Genomic DNA, 17237 nt, shown 5'->3' with positions numbered 1-17237 from the left:
CTCTGAGCTAAATTTAAAGGTACTATAAGTACTTTTAATATTACATTTACTTCTAAACAAAAAACGCCATCTCTTTTATGAGAAGGCGTAGTAATATCGCTGTAAAACATCTACTTCCTTCTCAGCCTCTCGGGCAAAATTAAAGGTTCTTTATTCTTTTACCTATAATACTATACATTTTAATCCCTGTCAACATAATTTACCACAAAACCATAGCTCATAAATTTCTAGTTTTAACTTTTTTAATAAGTTAAATTTTAAATATCAAGACTTTTTCAGTTGCCTCATTTCAATGACCTTTTTTTATGTAGTTATTTATATGCTTCAGGCGATATCTCTGATGATGCTTGAATAGTTTTATAATAAACTTTTGTACCATCTTTATTTAAAATCTTCAAATCCCCCTCTTTGGCTCCTTGCTCTAAATTATTCTGCAATTCCTGTTTAACCTTATTCATATCATCATTAATATGCTCTTCTGGAGTATCCGCAAATACATTTACTGAAAATAGTGATGCTCCTGATATTACAAGTAGTAATGCTCCTGTGATTATTCCTTTTTTCTTTGATTTCAAATTTAACATACTCTCAATTCTCCTATTCATTATATTTTTATCATCATTAAAGGGTGATATTAAGCTATTTGATAATTTAAACTGATTATTAAATTTCATTGAGTTTATAAGTGTTAAGGCATAATTTTTTCTTTCATCTATTCCTAGTGATTTTAAGAGCTTTTCATCACAGGATAATTCACAATCTTCATTTAAAATACTTTTTAACTTATAAATTAAAGGATTAAAGAAATGTAATGATATAACTAAAATGCTTAGAAGTTTATATATCCAATCTTTTCTTTTAAAATGAATCAATTCATGTTTTATTATCCATTTTAAATCTTCATCTTCATATGTTCTTTCTGGTAATATAATTGTTGGTTTTACTATACCTATAATAAATGGTGTTGAAATACTACTGCAAAATTTAAGAGGAATATTTCTTTTGATACCCATTTCTTTTTTCGATTTGCTATATATTCTCATGATTTTTACATTGTATATATTTCTTGAAGTCTTTTTAATACTGCTATTAAATTTTTTGTTACATAAAATAATAAATAAAAATATTATTGTAGATGTTATGAAATAAAGATATGGAATTATACTTATAACATGACTAATTTTAGCCATGTTATCATAGATACCACTAGGAATTACATTATCTTTTACCATTAACACATTCTTAGGAACATATATTGAAATTTTAAGGGGCAGAACCATTTTTAAAATTATAACTATACAAATATAGTAATTGAAATTTGCACTATATTTACTAAGTACCTTTTTTCTAAATATTAATAGCAATAAAATCCAAAAGGTTCCTATTAATGAGGCTTCTATAATGTTTTCAAACAATGTTTTTAGCATATTATCACCTATTTTTTATCATTCTATCTAGTTTTTCTAAATCCTCGTCTGATAATATGTCCTTAGTATCATGTAACATTGATACAAGGCTAGTTAAAGAATTACCATGAATATTTTTAAGGAATTCCTTTGTTTCTAAAGACTTATATTCTTTTTCTTCTACCTTTGGAAAATAGTAAAACTGCTTTCCTCGTTTTTCTGCTGAAAGAAAATCCTTTTTTATTAAACGTTTTAGAAGTGTAGCTGTTGTTCCAGCTTTCCATCCCTTTTGAAGAGTGATTATCTCAGCAACCTGGTTTGTTGATAAAGTTTCTTCATTACTCCAAATTAAATTCATAACTTCCAATTCTGTTTGTGGAAGTTTTTTTAAATCCATCATTAAAGCCTCCTTTAATTTAATAATACAAACGTATTATTAAATTGTCAATACATTTGTATTATTTTCTTTAATAAGTATAATTACAACTATAGCTATTTAATCTTTATTATATTAATACCTGACGATTTAAGTCATACCTATGCTACTCTCCTATTTGAGCTAAAGAAGAGCCCAAAATAGTACAAAGTCATCTAGGTCATAGTAATATTTCTATTACCTTAAACACCTATACTCATGTACTTGAGATTATGAAGGTGAAGGCTGATACAAAACTTAATGACTTGTATAATTATATGGGGTCAAAATAACCCTCATTTTTTCATAAAATTTTATAAGGGTCAAAAGAGGGCAAAAGTAAAAGCCTTACAAACTTAGTGTTTGCAAGGCTTTGGTGGTGCGCCCAGAGGGAGTCGAACCCACGGCCTTCAGATTCGAAGTCTGCCACTCTATCCAACTGAGCTATGGGCGCATAATAAAATAATTTTTAAAAAGTCTTTAGTATAAATACTAAAGACTTTTATTGGAGCGGGTAGAGGGAATCGAACCCTCGTAATTAGCTTGGAAGGCTAACACTCTACCATTGAGTTATACCCGCATGTTTGGAGCGGGAGACGAGATTCGAACTCGCGACGTTCACCTTGGCAAGGTGACGCTCTACCACTGAGCCACCCCCGCATATTGTTGTTTTTATAAATAGTATTTGGTGCAGGTGAAGGGAGTTGAACCCATACACCCGAAGGCGCTAGATCCTAAGTCTAGTGCGTCTGCCAATTCCGCCACACCTGCATATTATTACTATTTTGGTGGCTTACCGGGGAATCGAACCCCGGACACCATGATTAAAAGTCATGTGCTCTACCAACTGAGCTAGTAAACCTTATTAGTTAAATTCAAACCTATACATCTAAGTAAAGAGTCCGATGCCTTACGGTTTTGAAAGGCATCCCAATTTTAAATGGGGTGGACGATGGGACTCGAACCCACGACAACCAGTACCACAAACTGGCGCTCTACCAACTGAACTACGTCCACCGTATTGGGAATTTTAAATTTATTAAGGTTATATTATTTTCTAATACAATACCCTTTATTTGTAATTTTATTTTTAAATGGGGTGGACGATGGGACTCGAACCCACGACAACCAGTACCACAAACTGGCGCTCTACCAACTGAACTACGTCCACCGTATGGTGCGTCTTAAGGGATTCGAACCCCTGGCCCACGCCTTAGAAGGGCGTTGCTCTATCCAACTGAGCTAAAAACGCTTATATGTTAATGCTCAGTTGAACGTTAACATATTTGGAGCGGGTAGAGGGAATCGAACCCTCGTAATTAGCTTGGAAGGCTAACACTCTACCATTGAGTTATACCCGCATATTATATTTTAATGGTCGGGGTGACAGGGATTGAACCTGCGACCTCATGGTCCCAAACCACGCGCGCTCCCAGCTGCGCTACACCCCGGCATATATTAAAAAATGGTGCGACATCGGGGGCTTGAACCCCGGACACCCTGATTAAGAGTCAGGTGCTCTACCAACTGAGCTAATGACGCATATTGGTGCATCTTAAGGGATTCGAACCCCCGGCCCACGCCTTAGAAGGGCGTTGCTCTATCCAACTGAGCTAAAGATGCTTGTATACTTAAACTAATATGTATAAACATATTTGGAGCGGGAGACGAGATTCGAACTCGCGACGTTCACCTTGGCAAGGTGACGCTCTACCACTGAGCCACCCCCGCATATTATTGTTTTTATACATAGTAATTCATTTGTAAATAGTAATGGTGCAGGTGAAGGGAGTTGAACCCATACACCCGAAGGCGCTAGATCCTAAGTCTAGTGCGTCTGCCAATTCCGCCACACCTGCATATTATTACTATTTTGGTGGCTTACCGGGGAATCGAACCCCGGACACCATGATTAAAAGTCATGTGCTCTACCAACTGAGCTAGTAAACCTTATTGGCTGGGATAGCAGGATTTGAACCTACGGATGCCACAGTCAAAGTGTGGTGCCTTACCGCTTGGCGATACCCCAGCATTAAATGGGGTGGACGATGGGACTCGAACCCACGACAACCAGTACCACAAACTGGCGCTCTACCAACTGAACTACGTCCACCGTATGGTGCATCTTAAGGGATTCGAACCCCTGGCCCACGCCTTAGAAGGGCGTTGCTCTATCCAACTGAGCTAAAGATGCTTGTATATTAGTGTTTAAATAAACATTAATATATTTGGAGCGGGTAGAGGGAATCGAACCCTCGTAATTAGCTTGGAAGGCTAACACTCTACCATTGAGTTATACCCGCATATAGTGGTCGGGGTGACAGGGATTGAACCTGCGACCTCATGGTCCCAAACCACGCGCGCTCCCAGCTGCGCTACACCCCGCTACCCATTAAACTTTAAAACCATTTAATGTCCTAAATTAATCCTGACCTCATAACCATTTAAATTCAATGATTTTTTCTGACGACATGGATTATTCTACACCATATGTTTTAATACGTCAATACTTTTTTTAAAACTTTCTCATTTTAATATTAAAATAAATCCTATCAACCTGTTATTTTTTATTTTAACTTATTTTAGTCTGATTAAAAAAACTAAAATTTTAGAAGTTCACATTTAAAATACCTAGCTATAAACAACTAGAATCTTATCAAATTTGGCTCTATGCATCCCTGGTTGATACTTATAATAGCAAAGCTCCGAGCTCCATCTCTTGGTAGTGACGCACTTCCAGGATTTATATACCATATTCCTTCTTCAAAATCTATTTTTCCAATATGTGTATGTCCATACAAGACTATGTCAGCCCCCGTTTCTAAAGCCTTATATCTTAATTTAGCCAAACTCTCTTTTACACTATATCTATGTCCATGAGTTAAAAAAAATTTTTTTAAGCAAATTTCTTTTACCCTGTCATTAGGTGTACTTGTAGAAAAATCACAATTGCCTTTAACATTAATTATTTCTCCATTATAATGCTTTCTTATAATGGATATGTCGTCTACATTATCGCCTAAGTGGATCAACACATCTAATCCCTTTATTTCGCATCCTAGCCGTTCTATGCTGCTAATAATGCCATGTGTATCGCTTATAACACCTATTCTCATTTAAAATCACCCTCTTCATTAATATAACATATGCATCTTAGACTTTTTTGAGATGCCTAATAATTATACATCATATATTAATTTTTCAAGCTCACCTTTTAGTTTATCTAGTGCCCTTCCCCTATGACTAATAGCGTTTTTTTCATTACTTTCCATCTGTGCAAAAGTTTTATTGAATTTTTCCACAAAAAATAGCGGGTCATATCCGAAACCTTCTTCACCTCTAAAATCTGCTGTGATTATCCCCTCTGACTCTCCTTGTACTTTTACTATTTCATCTTTATTAATTATAAGTACCATTGCGCAAATGAATTTAGCTTTTCGCTGTTCTTCTGTTTTGCCATCTAAAAGGTGCAATAATTTTTCATTATTCGCTTTAGTATTTCCGTGTTCCCCCGCAAACCTCGCTGAAAAAATGCCTGGAGCTCCATTTAATGATTCTACTGCTAATCCCGAATCATCGGCAAGTACCATATCCCCATGGGCTATTTTGAAAATTTCACTTGCCTTTATATCTGCATTCTCCATGAAAGTGCTTCCTGTTTCCTCTACATCAATGTTAATATTGGCTTCTTTTAAAGATAGTACTTCAAAAGGAAACCGTGATAATATTTCTTTTATTTCCTTAATTTTATGGTCATTATTACTAGCAACTATTAATCTTCTCATTGTATACTCCTCACAACTCTCTAGGGTAGATAATAATTAGTAATCATTATCTACTCTAAAAGTAATCTATTTTAAAAATTATATACTAAATAACTCATCTCTAGTAGGGGGCAAAACATCTTTGCAAGTTTCATCTTTTACTAATATCCCTCTAGACGCAGTCATTTTTCCTATTACCGTAGCTTGTACTCCATTGCTATTTAATTTATCCACCAATTCTTTCCCAGACGCCACCGTTATTAGCATGCTTCCAGAAGATATAAATTTCAAAGGGTCAATATTAAGTCTTTCACATATTTTATATGTAATATCACTAATTGGCATTTTATCACTATACGCCTTAAACCCTAAATTGCTAGCCTCCGCAACTTCCCATAATGCTCCTAGAACACCACCTTCAGTTATATCATGCATAGAATTAACCCCGAACTCTCCTGCTATACGTCCTTCATTAACCACACTAATACTACTAATATAGTCTTTAGCTACTTCTATTTCTTTAGGAGTTAAAACGCCTTGTATCCTGTCTAAATGATCATTTACTATAATTGAAGTTCCTTCCATACAAAGCAGTTTGGTAACGACAATTTCATCTCCGATTTTTGCACCTGAAGTTGCCACAGCACCTTGTGCTTTCCCTTTTCCTATAGCAGTGCATGAAACTATTATTTTATTTACAGCTTCTGTAACCTCAGTATGTCCACCTAATATCTCCACATTCAGTTTTTTTGTCTCTTCATCAATTTCACTCATAATATTTTTTATATCTTCTATCGTCGCTGTTGGCGGTACAAGAATTGTAACTAAAATGCCTACAGGCTCAACTCCACAAGAAGCTATATCATTGCAATTTATATGAACTGCTAATTTGCCCATATTTTTATCAGCTCCGGTTATTGGATCTGTAGATACTACGCACTCATATTCGCCAAAATTTATTACACTGCAGTCTTCGCCTATTCCACTTCTAATTCTTACATCGCCCCGGACAACACTTTTATTGTTGTCAATTATTTGTTTTAAGTCATCCCAATTTAATTTTCCAACTTTCATTTAAATTCTTCCTTTCTAATTTCATAAATCTAGCACATTTTAACAATTGTAATCATATTATCTATATAAGTACTAATTATATGGTGGTGTTATGTTGAATTTTCTAGGACCTTTTTTAAAAACCAATACATTAAACAAAACTAACATAAAAAATCAATTTTTCTACTTATCAAAAGAATCATTAAAGGATATAGTTTTCGATTCTAAATGTGGCATATATATTCCCTCACGCGATTTAAAATCTAAATCCTTTTCTAAGATTGATATTAACACAATTAATTTAAATTCTCCACTTTTATGTGTTTACAAAAAAGCAGATGCTAAATTAAAATCGAAAGAAGGCATGTTAAATTGGAATGAGAACAAAGTAAAGAAAGAAATAACTGTTAATAGTAATGCATTCATGACTTTATCACTACTGGAACTCGTAGACTATTATAATAACTTTAAGGACGTCGATGATACAAAATATGATCTAAGCTCTATTTACCTTAAACTTTGCAAAGAACAATTAGAATTTTATGCTTCTTATTTTCGAAATAAAGATGGGCTCTTTGTTGACAAAAAAGATTTAACTAATCCATTAAACCAAGAATTTAATTTTGAAGATAAAAACAACAAATTCAAATTTTCTGATCAAGCCTTTATGATGTCTGCTTACTACAAATATTCTACTTATAATAACGTAAAACAAGAGCATGAATATAAACAATTTGCTCTAGATATCCTAGATATGTTTTCTCAGTATAAGGAAGAAATTTACAATGTTTCTTTTGAGGAACTCAATAAGATATGCTTAGCATTAAATATTTTTTATAAGTACTCTGGCTTAGAACTATGCGAAACCCTATTGCTAGATTTTTTAGATTTGCTTATAGATCAATATAATGCTAAGCCATCTTTAATTGTTAATGCTAAATTAGATCATTCCTGTATGCTTTTTATAAACTGTACGCTTATGTATAATAATACATTAATTCTTAAATTTAAAGATACTAGTGACGATTTATATGAAAAGCTTACAGACTTATACGATGCCGATAAAGGTATCTTGCTAAAGGAAAGTGCTGATAAAGAGACAAATTATACTTGTGATGAGCTCTTATTATACATTTACAGCCAAATCATATATTCTGATTTTAACAATATTGAAGATAATTCTTTCATGCTTCAGGATATTTTCAAACATCAAATTTTGGATTCTGGTATAATTTTAAGCTGGCCTGAGTCCCCCTCTTTAGATAACGCTGAACATTACAGGGATTTTTCACTAAAATCAGAGGATTTGATACAAGAGGATGATTTTAGAATGCCTGAAATCCCCACACCTGAAACCAATGAATTAGCTTCTATATTCATTAAAAATGTGGTATACAATAAACGAAAGGAGAGCTTTAAGCAAAGTAAGTTATCTTTTGATAGCAGCAAAAATATGTTTATATTCTTCTTAACAATATTTTTCCACACTCACTAATATTAAGAGTTAATAATTTTCTCTTATATTATGCTATAACAAAAAAGTATATATGGCTAAAATGCATTCTACGCAATATATACTTTTATTAGCATAGTATAAGAAAAAAAGCTTAATTTTATTTGGAATCAGTCTTAGCCTCTTTATAAGCATAATCAAACACTAAATTCCCACTTTTAGTTAAATAGATATCTTTAATATTTTCTCTTTTACAAATAACTGTATTGCCTATATATATAGGTATACATGGTAAGTCTTTTGCTAATATAGATTGTGCATGATTATAAATTGTTACTTTATTTTTATCGGTTTTCTCCATCAATGCTTTTTCTATAGTTTTATCATAATCCGAACTCTTATATCCATAAATATTATCTTTTGAATATGATGTCCATCTAGTAAAGAATTTATAAATGTCTCCAAATTCCTCATCATTTTTTGAAAATACTATGTCATAATTTCCCTCTTTAAGTACTTTTTCGAGTTCATCTTTTGTGTATCCAGTGCACACTACCTTTATACCTAAATATTCTTTAATATTTTTAGCTATTTCCTTGCTTATTTTAGTATCAAAATTTTTATTTTCATATACCATAACTAATTCTTGTTTTTCTTCATAATTACTACTTTTTTTTAAATATTCTAAGCCTTTAATTTTATTCTGGGATGCATTAAAAATCACTTTACCACTATTGTCATTAGACCTAGTAAAAGGTGTATAATTTATTGTTGGAACCGCTACATCTTCTGATATAGTTTCTATAATTAACTCCCGATCTATAATTGAACCAATTGCATTTCTAAAATTTATATCCACTGAATCTCTTTTTTCTAGTATATTTTTAGTTTTTAGATTGAAATTCATATAATACATACTCTGCGATAGTTTAACTTCAGTTTTATTTTCCGTGCTAAGGGCACTTACTTCACTTATTGGTGGACTTACAAGTACATCAATTTTTGAGGTATCACTATACTGCGAAGTTTCAAAATTTGCTAAAGCTTTCTCTTCATCCTTTATAGAAGTAAATAGCATTTCATTACTAACAATTTCATTGGCTCTCCAATACTTTTCGTTCTTTACTAATTTTATTTCTCCATCTTTGTTTACCTCTTTTATAATAAATGGACCACTATATTGAATTTGACTGTAGCTATCTTTCCAGTTCCTTGTATCCATATTATTTCCCCTTAAAGTGAAAACTGGATTGCTAAGGATATTTATAAAGTTCTCATTAGGATTATTTAGCCTTATCTCTAATGTTAAATCGTCCTTTGCAACAATACCAACATTTTCAAAATCTACTTTTCCTGCACTAAAATCCTTAGCCCCAAATATGCAATATAATTGCTTAGCAAAAATATTTCCTTTTTCCAATAAAATGTTGTGAAAGAACCTTTTAAAATCATCAGCTTTTATAGACGTTCCATCGTTATAATGTAGATCTTTTCTTAATTTAAAGGTATACCCTATTTTGTCTTTACTAACCTCAATTTTTTCTGCCATGGCAGGTACAATTTTACCATCTTTATCTTCTCTTACTAATCCTTCAAATAAAACTAATAACAAGTCTTTTTCGCGAACACTATCATTATTTGTCATAAGCAAGTCTGCCGGCAATTCTCCCAAGTTATAAACTAAATATTTTCTAGATGTTGTTGGTTTTACTTTCTTTTGAATACATCCACTGGTTAGCATCGTCATAAAAATCAACATTATACATAATAACTTTTTCATAATTACCCCCAATATGTGTATTATTAAGAGTATTAACTTTTCATATATGAAATAATCAAATATCCAATAAAAAATAAAAAAGTATATATTACTATTAATGCATTCACTTCGCTAAGAACTACTAATTTTATTTTCAATTAATCTCCTGAAAAACATAAACTCGCTGTCGCTCAAACATATGTTTTTCTTAACGTATCTTAATTAAAAATAAAATAAGAAGTTCTAAAGCTTGTTTCAATGCATTATACGCAATATACACTTTTTTTTTGCGCTTAATTCTGTAATATATTTTAACTATATATTATATAAATGAATACATATAATCATTATACTGTGTAAAATTGACTTGTTATTTATCTTAATGTACATTATTATATTAATATGTACTTACAGATTTTATATATGTAAGTATTTAGGAGGCCTATTCCATGTTAATCCTGACTATAAGAATTTTTTCTATATTTTCCATGTTAATTTTTATGCTTACATCGATATGGGGCTTTATTTTATTAATTAAAATATTTAATCAGTTAAGATATAAAAATTATTTACTGGAAAAACTTCTACAAAACGCCTCTAGCTCATCTTCAAAACAGAGACACAAGGAATATCCTAAAGATGATTTTAAAGTCGAAGATATTTCTAGTCCAGGTGAAAAATAAATATTAGTAGCGCAACATAAAGAAGACGTCATTTGACGTCTTTCTTACATTTTCCACACTATTTTAACATATTTACTAGTTCTTCTTCAGATATGACTGTAATTCCAAGCTCTTGAGCTTTGGTAAGCTTACTTCCGGCATTCTCGCCTGCTAAAACGTAACTGGTTTTATTAGAAACAGAACCTGATACTTTTCCTCCATGATTTTCTATTATTAATGTGGCATCACTACGCCCCATTGACGTAAGGGTTCCAGTTACTACGAATGTTAACCCGTTAAATAGATTATCGACCTGATTTGAGTCTTCTACGGCCATATTTACGCCATACTCTTTTAACCTATCAATTATTTCTCTGTTTTTATTATCTTCAAAAAATCTTAGTACACACAAAGCACTTATTTCACCTATATCAGAAACCTCTATTAGTTCATCCAATGTTGTATTTTGCAAACATTCAATAGATTTATAATGCTTCATTATGGATTTCGCTGCTATCTTACCAATATTAGGAATTCCGAGGCCTGTCAGCAATCTTTGTGCTTCATTTCCCCTTGATTTGTCTATAGCATCTAGTAATTTATCTGTATTCTTTTCTTTTCCAATTATACCTTTCTCTATAAGCTCCGCGCGGTAATTAAACAGTGAATATACATCTGCTACATCTTTAATATATTCTAAACGGATAAGTTCCTTAATATAAGCCGTACCAAACCCTTTTATATCCATAGCATTCCGACCAACAAAATTAATTATGTGTCTTTCTAATTGAGCCATACAGTTAGGATTTGTACATTTGATATCAGCCGTATCTTTTTCACGGACAGTGGGGGTTCCACATACCGGGCATCGGTCTGGAATTTGGAATCTATTTAACTTCTCAGAACGTTTTTCTTTGACTACAGCCTTAATTTTCGGGATAATCTCTCCTGATTTGTATACAACAATTATATCTCCAATCCTTATATCTAAATCATTGATAAAATCTTGGTTATGAAGAATTGCTCTAGATACAGAAGTTCCGCATAAACGAATTGGCTCAAAAATTGCTGTAGGAGTAATTCTTCCGGTTCTTCCTACTGATAGTTCAATATCAATCAATTTTGTTTCTTTTTCTTCTGGAGGGAACTTATATGCTATAGCCCATTTGGGAACTTTTGAAGTATTACCAAGCTTTTTTCTATCTTCCAAGTTATCAATTTTTATAACAACTCCGTCAATATCGTATGCTAAATTACCTCTATCTTCTCCTATAGCCTGGATAGTATTCCACACTTCATCAGCTGTTTTACATTTCACATAATTCTCAATAACTTTTACACCCTGTTTTTTTAACCATTCATAGCCTTCGGTATGTGTTTTAAATTCAATTCCTTTGGCGTCTTGAATATTAAAAATAAACAGAGATAATTGTCTTTCCTTTGTTATTTTACTATCTAACTGCCTCAATGTACCAGCAGCACAGTTTCGAGGATTAGCAAATATCTTTTTCCCTAATAGCTCTTGCCCCTCATTAACCTTATCAAACGCAGCACTTGCCATATATACCTCACCACGAATCTCGAGGTATGGCACTTGCTCTTTCAGTTTCCGCACGACATCCCCAATTACTTTAGCATTTTCAGTGACATCCTCACCTTGAATGATTCCATCACCGCGAGTTACAGCTACTGTTAATTTACCTTCTACATAACGTAGTGACATTGACAAACCATCAATTTTAAGTTCAACAACAAATGTTGGATCACTAAGCTCTTCAATCATTTTATTTACATAGGCATAGACTTCTTCTTTTGTAAATACGTCTTGCAAACTGAGCATTGGTACATTATGTTTTACTAATACCCCAGCTTTTCTTTTAGCGTTTCCACCTATGTTTTGAGTCGGGGACTCTAATGTGATAAGTTCTGGATATTCTTTCTCTATTGCTTTAAGCGCAAGCATCAATTGATCATATTCATAATCTGATATTTCCGGATTATCTTGGTTGTAATATCTATCACTGTGATATTTAATTGTCTTTTTTAATTCTTCAATTTCATCTTTTACACTAATTTTCATAAACTACACCCTTTCCCACGAAATCAACGTTCATCTGCTAGGTATATGAAATAAAATAACTAGCACACTCACTAGCTATTTTATCCAAAATGCCTTAGCGCATTCAAATAAATAGCAAATCAGTATGCTAGCCCTATTTTCATGTGCCTTATAACATTTCTAAAGGCGCTTTATCTAATATCAGCTTTTTTATTCCCATGTTATCAAACGCTATTGAAATCATTGTATCATTATCAGAACTCGATTTTGACACTATGGTACCTATTCCAAATTTAGTATGTCTAACTTTCCTACCTACCGTAGCTTCTCTATTCATAGCATTCTCACTATTGACACTTTGCTGCCCTGGATCATTTCCTTTCGCTGTAGCTGATGCATAATCTTGAGGCGAAGTTTTACTTAGTAGTCCATGCGGATTATAATTTTGTGAATTTCCAGTGTTTTTTCTCTTTAATACCTGCACAGTCCTATTCTTAGCTCCCCCGATAACTTCTTTTAAATCCGGAGAAATTTCACTGATAAAATCAGAAGGCTGATACCCAACATTTCTTCCAAATACCATTCTACTCTCGGCAGATGTTATGTAGAGCTTCTCCTCCGCCCTTGTTATAGCAACATAGCACAGGCGCCTTGATTCTTCCATTTCAGTAAAGTTGTTAAGCGAAGACATGCCGGGGAATATCCCATTTTCCATACCAACCATAAATACTACTGGAAATTCTAACCCCTTTGCACTATGAACAGTCATCATTGCCGCAGTCTCTACTGTTTCATCAGGGTCATCAGTGCTCGAACCTAAACTTACTCCTTCTAAGAATGTTAAAAGCGACTTATCTTCTGAAGTTCTTTCAAATTCTACAGCATCTGATACTAATTCCTTTATATTCTCTACCCTGCTCTCATCCTCTGGTTCCTTAGAAAGTTCTAATTGCTTTAAATACCCTGTATCACTTATTATAGATTTAATTAACTCAGAGACTGTTCCTGTTTCATTTTTGGCCATAAAGCTATTCATAAGACTTACAAACTTATTTATAGATGCTTTATTTCTAGTTGTCAATGTAGGTATAAAATCTACATCTAGAATAGCACTATACAAGCATTGATCTATACCTGTTGCAAATTCTTGAATCTTTTGAATAGTTGCATCTCCTATACTTCTTTTAGGCACATTTATAATTCTTTTTAAAGCGATATCGTCAAGTGGGTTATTAATAAGCTTTAAATACGCCATTATATCCTTTATTTCTTTTCTATCATAGAATTTTAATCCTCCCACTATTCTATATGGAATCAAATTTTTTCTGAAACTCTCCTCAAAAATACGTGATTGAGAATTCATCCTATATAAAATTGCAAAGTCCTTATAGCTTCTATTTTCCTCAGTCATAATTCTCTTAATTTGACTTGCTACAAAATTTGACTCGTCTCTATCTGTAAACGCTCTATATAAATTAATTTTCTCTCCACAATCTTTTTCAGTCCTTAGAGCCTTATCTTTTCTTTGAGAATTATTCCTTATAACTTCATTAGCTGCCATAAGTATATTTCCGCAAGATCTATAATTTTGCTCGAGCTTAACAACCTTTGCCTTTGGATAATCTTTTTCAAAATCTAAGATGTTGGTGACATCCGCACCTCTCCAAGCATAAATACATTGGTCATCATCTCCAACTACGCATATATTTTCACGCTCATCTACTAAAAGCTTTATAAGCTCATACTGTGCTTTATTTGTGTCTTGATACTCATCAACCATAATGTACTTGAATTTTGAATGATAGAAATCCAAAACTTCCTTATTATTTTTTAAGAGTTCAACTGCTTTAAAAATTAAATCATCAAAATCTAGTGCATTGTTACCTTTTAGTCTTTTTTGATAAAGAACATACACATCAGCGATTTTGTTTTTTCTATAATCGCTTTCATTTTCTTTTTTAAATTTTTGTGGACTAATAAGTTCGTTTTTAGCACTCGATATTTTACCTAAAATTTCTGAATCTGTTAGATCTTTTTCATTTATTTGAAGTTCCTTCATACACTGTTTAATCAAACTTTTTTGATCATAGCTATCATAAATAGTGAAATTCTTATTATATCCCAGCCTATCTATCTCTCGCCTTAAAATCCTAACACAACTAGAGTGAAAGGTAGAAATCCACATATTATCCGCTATATTGCCTACTAAAGAACGCACTCTGTCCTTCATTTCACCAGCCGCTTTATTTGTAAAAGTTATGGATAAAATTTGAGACGGATATATAGCTAAATCCTGAATCATATGCGCAATTCTATAGGTCAAAACCCTAGTTTTCCCAGATCCCGCTCCAGCTAATATTAGCAATGGGCCATCAACTGTTATTGCAGCCTCGCACTGCTCTTTGTTTAACAAACTTTTCAAATCCATGAAACCACTCCTTATATATTATATTAACCGTCCCTCTCTATCCGCATCTAAAATGTCGTTAAAAATGAATACACTTATTTCGCTAATTCCAAACGCTCTAATATAAGTTTATACCCATCACTACCATAATTTAATGCTCTGCCGATTCTACTTATTGTAGCAGTACTTGCCCCTGTTACACCTGCTATATCCAAATAGGTCCTTTTATCTGCTAACATTCTTGCTACTTGAATCCTTTGCTCAAATGCTTTAATTTCATTTATAGTGCATAAATCTTCAAAAAATCTATAGCATTCTTCCTTTGTTTGAAGGCTTAAAATGCCATCAAAAAGGAAATCCATATCATTACTTTCTAATTTAGAACTGTATTCACTCATCATCCTTCACCTCTAATAATCATAGATTCATATATACTATTAAATCATCTACTGGGTCTCTACTCATCACCTGAACACTTAAAAATCATATAAAAAAATGCAGCTTATTAAATTTTTTTAAATAAACTGCTGTGAAGTATAAAATATTTATTTGATTGTACCTAAATTATTACTTAGATAAGTATATTATTTAACTAAATTTAACATCACTGTAGTTATAGCAAAGAAAATTGCTGAAACTACTGTAATTCTTACTAGTACTGATTCTGCTGTTTTTGTTTTATTTTTTGCAAAAAAAGTTTCAGAAGTTCCTCCTATAAGGCCACTTAATCCATCTGATTTACTAGGTTGCATCATAACGGATACAATTATAGCAATTGAAGTTATAACCTGTAAAACTACTAGAAAACTATGCATGTGTACACCTCCAATTCATCGAATACATAATTATTTTAGCATACTCTAAGACAGTTTACAATGAATTGTAAAATTTAAGAGTATAGCCTGTAAAGACTATACTCTTAATTAATTATCTATTTATGTTATAGAATGCTTTTAATCCTCTGTACTCAGCCATTTCTTCTAATTCTTCTTCTATTCTTAATAATTGATTGTATTTAGAAACTCTTTCGCTTCTAGCTGGGGCACCAGTTTTAATTTGTCCTGCATTCATAGCTACAACTAAGTCAGCTATTGAAGTATCTTCTGTTTCTCCTGATCTATGAGAAACTACTGCAGTATATCCTGCCCTTTCAGCCATTTCTATAGCATTTAGTGTTTCAGTTAATGTACCTATTTGGTTTAATTTTATAAGAATTGAATTTGCAGTTTTTCTTTCAATTCCCATTTTTAATCTGTCAGTGTTGGTTACAAATAAATCATCTCCAACTAATTGAACTCTATCTCCTATTTTATCAGTTAAGTACTTCCAGCCTTCCCAATCTTCTTCAGCCATTCCATCTTCAATAGATATAATTGGATATTTGTTTACAAGTTCTACATAGTAGTCAGCCATTTGCTCTGGAGTTAATATTCTTCCTTCTGAAGCTAAGTTGTATTTTCCATCTTCAAAGAATTCAGAAGCTGCTGGATCAAGAGCAATATAAATATCTTTTCCAGGAACATATCCAGCTTTTTCTATAGCTTCTATTATGATTTTTATAGCTTCTTCGTTTGATGATAAATCTGGAGCAAATCCACCTTCATCACCAACACCAGTCGCTAGTCCTTTAGTTTTTAATAATGCTTTTAATGAGTGGTAAACTTCTGCACTCATTCTTAAAGCGTCCTTAAAAGAAGTTGCTCCAACTGGCATAACCATAAACTCTTGTAAGTCTACATTATTGTCAGCATGGCTTCCACCATTTATAATGTTCATCATTGGAACTGGTAAAACCTTAGCATTTACTCCACCAATATATTGATATAGTCCGAGTCCTAATGACTCAGCAGCCGCTCTAGCACATGCAAGAGATACTCCAAGAATTGCATTAGCACCTAGTTTAGCCTTATTAGGTGTGCCATCAAGATCTATCATTGCTTTGTCAATTGCTATTTGATCATATACATTCATTCCAACTATCTCTTCAGCTATTAGATTGTTTACATTATCAACGGCTTTTAAAACTCCTTTACCGTTATATGTATCCTTGTCTCCATCTCTTAACTCTACCGCTTCAAATATGCCAGTAGAAGCGCCTGATGGTACTGATGCTCTTGCTATCGTTCCATCTTCGAGTGTTACTTCCACTTCAACAGTTGGAAATGCTCTTGAGTCCAGAATCTGTCTTGCATAAATATCAATTATTTCAATAAAGTTTTTCATGTTATCTAACCTCCAAATTTTTTCTCTATGTTATTA

At 32.6% G+C, this 17237-nt stretch carries 13 protein-coding genes and 20 tRNA genes; 2 read left to right on the top strand and 31 right to left on the bottom strand.

The annotated features are described in order from the left end of the window. Positions 1 to 311: 311 nt before the first annotated feature. The 25 genes from KTC94_RS14800 to KTC94_RS14680 all read right to left on the bottom strand — a co-directional run bounded on the left by KTC94_RS14800 (position 312) and on the right by KTC94_RS14680 (position 6659). The gene (locus KTC94_RS14800) at positions 312 to 1427 is read right to left on the bottom strand and encodes a M56 family metallopeptidase (protein WP_220319589.1); all 1116 of its coding nucleotides are present in this window, start codon (positions 1425 to 1427) and stop codon (positions 312 to 314) included. A 4-nt stretch (positions 1428 to 1431) separates the two neighbouring features. Further along, positions 1432 to 1806: a BlaI/MecI/CopY family transcriptional regulator gene (locus KTC94_RS14795; RefSeq protein ID WP_224579030.1), complete on the bottom strand. Its 375-nt coding sequence runs from the start codon at positions 1804 to 1806 to the stop codon at positions 1432 to 1434. Between the two features lie 392 nt (positions 1807 to 2198). Then, positions 2199 to 2275, bottom strand: a tRNA-Arg gene (locus KTC94_RS14790). A 52-nt stretch (positions 2276 to 2327) separates the two neighbouring features. Next, a tRNA-Gly gene (locus tag KTC94_RS14785) sits at positions 2328 to 2401 on the bottom strand. A 5-nt stretch (positions 2402 to 2406) separates the two neighbouring features. Continuing rightward, positions 2407 to 2481 (bottom strand) — tRNA-Gly (locus KTC94_RS14780). Between the two features lie 26 nt (positions 2482 to 2507). Beyond that, positions 2508 to 2592 (bottom strand) — tRNA-Leu (locus KTC94_RS14775). Positions 2593 to 2607: 15 nt separating this feature from the next. Next, positions 2608 to 2683: transfer RNA gene (locus KTC94_RS14770), tRNA-Lys, on the bottom strand. Positions 2684 to 2762: 79 nt separating this feature from the next. Further along, positions 2763 to 2838 (bottom strand) — tRNA-His (locus tag KTC94_RS14765). A gap of 78 nt (positions 2839 to 2916) precedes the next feature. Next, positions 2917 to 2992, bottom strand: a tRNA-His gene (locus KTC94_RS14760). Positions 2993 to 2996: 4 nt separating this feature from the next. Beyond that, positions 2997 to 3073: transfer RNA gene (locus tag KTC94_RS14755), tRNA-Arg, on the bottom strand. A gap of 35 nt (positions 3074 to 3108) precedes the next feature. Beyond that, a tRNA-Gly gene (locus tag KTC94_RS14750) sits at positions 3109 to 3182 on the bottom strand. Between the two features lie 14 nt (positions 3183 to 3196). Beyond that, positions 3197 to 3272, bottom strand: a tRNA-Pro gene (locus tag KTC94_RS14745). Between the two features lie 15 nt (positions 3273 to 3287). Beyond that, positions 3288 to 3363: transfer RNA gene (locus tag KTC94_RS14740), tRNA-Lys, on the bottom strand. Positions 3364 to 3367: 4 nt separating this feature from the next. Beyond that, a tRNA-Arg gene (locus tag KTC94_RS14735) sits at positions 3368 to 3444 on the bottom strand. 33 nt (positions 3445 to 3477) lie between these two features. After that, positions 3478 to 3552 (bottom strand) — tRNA-Gly (locus tag KTC94_RS14730). Positions 3553 to 3595: 43 nt separating this feature from the next. Continuing rightward, a tRNA-Leu gene (locus KTC94_RS14725) sits at positions 3596 to 3680 on the bottom strand. Positions 3681 to 3695: 15 nt separating this feature from the next. Continuing rightward, a tRNA-Lys gene (locus KTC94_RS14720) sits at positions 3696 to 3771 on the bottom strand. A gap of 4 nt (positions 3772 to 3775) precedes the next feature. Continuing rightward, a tRNA-Gln gene (locus KTC94_RS14715) sits at positions 3776 to 3850 on the bottom strand. Positions 3851 to 3858: 8 nt separating this feature from the next. After that, positions 3859 to 3934 (bottom strand) — tRNA-His (locus tag KTC94_RS14710). A gap of 4 nt (positions 3935 to 3938) precedes the next feature. Next, positions 3939 to 4015 (bottom strand) — tRNA-Arg (locus tag KTC94_RS14705). 35 nt (positions 4016 to 4050) lie between these two features. Then, a tRNA-Gly gene (locus KTC94_RS14700) sits at positions 4051 to 4124 on the bottom strand. A gap of 6 nt (positions 4125 to 4130) precedes the next feature. Continuing rightward, positions 4131 to 4206: transfer RNA gene (locus tag KTC94_RS14695), tRNA-Pro, on the bottom strand. A gap of 260 nt (positions 4207 to 4466) precedes the next feature. Next, positions 4467 to 4937, bottom strand: coding sequence for a metallophosphoesterase (locus KTC94_RS14690; protein WP_216301908.1), 471 nt, complete (start codon positions 4935 to 4937; stop codon positions 4467 to 4469). A 63-nt stretch (positions 4938 to 5000) separates the two neighbouring features. Continuing rightward, positions 5001 to 5606: an XTP/dITP diphosphatase gene (locus KTC94_RS14685; protein WP_216301907.1), complete on the bottom strand. Its 606-nt coding sequence runs from the start codon at positions 5604 to 5606 to the stop codon at positions 5001 to 5003. Positions 5607 to 5684: 78 nt separating this feature from the next. Continuing rightward, on the bottom strand, positions 5685 to 6659 hold the full coding sequence (locus KTC94_RS14680) for an AIR synthase family protein (RefSeq protein ID WP_220319588.1): 975 nt from the start codon (positions 6657 to 6659) through the stop codon (positions 5685 to 5687). A 91-nt stretch (positions 6660 to 6750) separates the two neighbouring features. Here KTC94_RS14680 and KTC94_RS14675 point away from each other — a divergent pair, with 91 nt between their 5' ends. Next, positions 6751 to 8133 (top strand): hypothetical protein, encoded by a 1383-nt coding sequence (locus KTC94_RS14675; protein WP_253198076.1) that lies wholly within the window; start codon positions 6751 to 6753, stop codon positions 8131 to 8133. A gap of 118 nt (positions 8134 to 8251) precedes the next feature. On the opposite strand, the gene KTC94_RS14670 is transcribed toward KTC94_RS14675, so the two are convergent. Continuing rightward, positions 8252 to 9871 carry a peptide ABC transporter substrate-binding protein gene (locus KTC94_RS14670; RefSeq protein ID WP_220319587.1) on the bottom strand — a complete coding sequence of 540 codons (1620 nt, stop codon included), beginning with the start codon at positions 9869 to 9871 and terminating at the stop codon, positions 8252 to 8254. 428 nt (positions 9872 to 10299) lie between these two features. On the opposite strand from KTC94_RS14670, the gene KTC94_RS14665 reads away from it, so the two are divergent. Continuing rightward, positions 10300 to 10533 (top strand): hypothetical protein, encoded by a 234-nt coding sequence (locus KTC94_RS14665; protein WP_220286093.1) that lies wholly within the window; start codon positions 10300 to 10302, stop codon positions 10531 to 10533. A 58-nt stretch (positions 10534 to 10591) separates the two neighbouring features. Here the strand turns inward: KTC94_RS14665 and ligA are convergent, their stop codons facing one another. The 5 genes from ligA to eno all read right to left on the bottom strand — a co-directional run bounded on the left by ligA (position 10592) and on the right by eno (position 17201). Continuing rightward, positions 10592 to 12586, bottom strand: coding sequence for an NAD-dependent DNA ligase LigA (ligA, locus tag KTC94_RS14660; protein WP_216302032.1), 1995 nt, complete (start codon positions 12584 to 12586; stop codon positions 10592 to 10594). 154 nt (positions 12587 to 12740) lie between these two features. Further along, positions 12741 to 14999, bottom strand: coding sequence for a DNA helicase PcrA (gene pcrA, locus KTC94_RS14655; protein WP_216301903.1), 2259 nt, complete (start codon positions 14997 to 14999; stop codon positions 12741 to 12743). A 74-nt stretch (positions 15000 to 15073) separates the two neighbouring features. Then, positions 15074 to 15376 (bottom strand): YerC/YecD family TrpR-related protein, encoded by a 303-nt coding sequence (locus tag KTC94_RS14650; protein WP_216301902.1) that lies wholly within the window; start codon positions 15374 to 15376, stop codon positions 15074 to 15076. A gap of 186 nt (positions 15377 to 15562) precedes the next feature. Further along, the gene (gene secG / locus KTC94_RS14645; RefSeq protein WP_216301901.1) at positions 15563 to 15793 is read right to left on the bottom strand and encodes a preprotein translocase subunit SecG; all 231 of its coding nucleotides are present in this window, start codon (positions 15791 to 15793) and stop codon (positions 15563 to 15565) included. Between the two features lie 112 nt (positions 15794 to 15905). After that, positions 15906 to 17201 (bottom strand): phosphopyruvate hydratase, encoded by a 1296-nt coding sequence (gene eno, locus KTC94_RS14640; RefSeq protein ID WP_165412702.1) that lies wholly within the window; start codon positions 17199 to 17201, stop codon positions 15906 to 15908. Positions 17202 to 17237 lie beyond the last annotated feature (36 nt).

It is taken from the genome of Clostridium sp. CM028, assembly GCF_030585565.1.
GTDB classification, from domain to species: domain Bacteria; phylum Bacillota; class Clostridia; order Clostridiales; family Clostridiaceae; genus Clostridium_AD; species Clostridium_AD estertheticum_B.
The sequence above is the reverse complement of the archived record's forward strand: the minus strand, read 5'-3'. Positions and strand labels throughout refer to the sequence as shown.

Coding starts and splice junctions, on each gene's coding strand:
- pcrA (WP_216301903.1), bottom strand. CDS start 14,999: ATGGATTTGAAAAGTTTGTTAAACAAAGAGCAGTGCGAGGCTGCAATA.
- KTC94_RS14680 (WP_220319588.1), bottom strand. CDS start 6,659: ATGAAAGTTGGAAAATTAAATTGGGATGACTTAAAACAAATAATTGAC.
- KTC94_RS14690 (WP_216301908.1), bottom strand. CDS start 4,937: ATGAGAATAGGTGTTATAAGCGATACACATGGCATTATTAGCAGCATA.
- eno (WP_165412702.1), bottom strand. CDS start 17,201: ATGAAAAACTTTATTGAAATAATTGATATTTATGCAAGACAGATTCTG.
- KTC94_RS14795 (WP_224579030.1), bottom strand. CDS start 1,806: ATGATGGATTTAAAAAAACTTCCACAAACAGAATTGGAAGTTATGAAT.
- KTC94_RS14670 (WP_220319587.1), bottom strand. CDS start 9,871: ATGAAAAAGTTATTATGTATAATGTTGATTTTTATGACGATGCTAACC.
- KTC94_RS14650 (WP_216301902.1), bottom strand. CDS start 15,376: ATGAGTGAATACAGTTCTAAATTAGAAAGTAATGATATGGATTTCCTT.
- secG (WP_216301901.1), bottom strand. CDS start 15,793: ATGCATAGTTTTCTAGTAGTTTTACAGGTTATAACTTCAATTGCTATA.
- KTC94_RS14675 (WP_253198076.1), top strand. CDS start 6,751: ATGTTGAATTTTCTAGGACCTTTTTTAAAAACCAATACATTAAACAAA.
- KTC94_RS14800 (WP_220319589.1), bottom strand. CDS start 1,427: ATGCTAAAAACATTGTTTGAAAACATTATAGAAGCCTCATTAATAGGA.
- KTC94_RS14685 (WP_216301907.1), bottom strand. CDS start 5,606: ATGAGAAGATTAATAGTTGCTAGTAATAATGACCATAAAATTAAGGAA.
- KTC94_RS14665 (WP_220286093.1), top strand. CDS start 10,300: ATGTTAATCCTGACTATAAGAATTTTTTCTATATTTTCCATGTTAATT.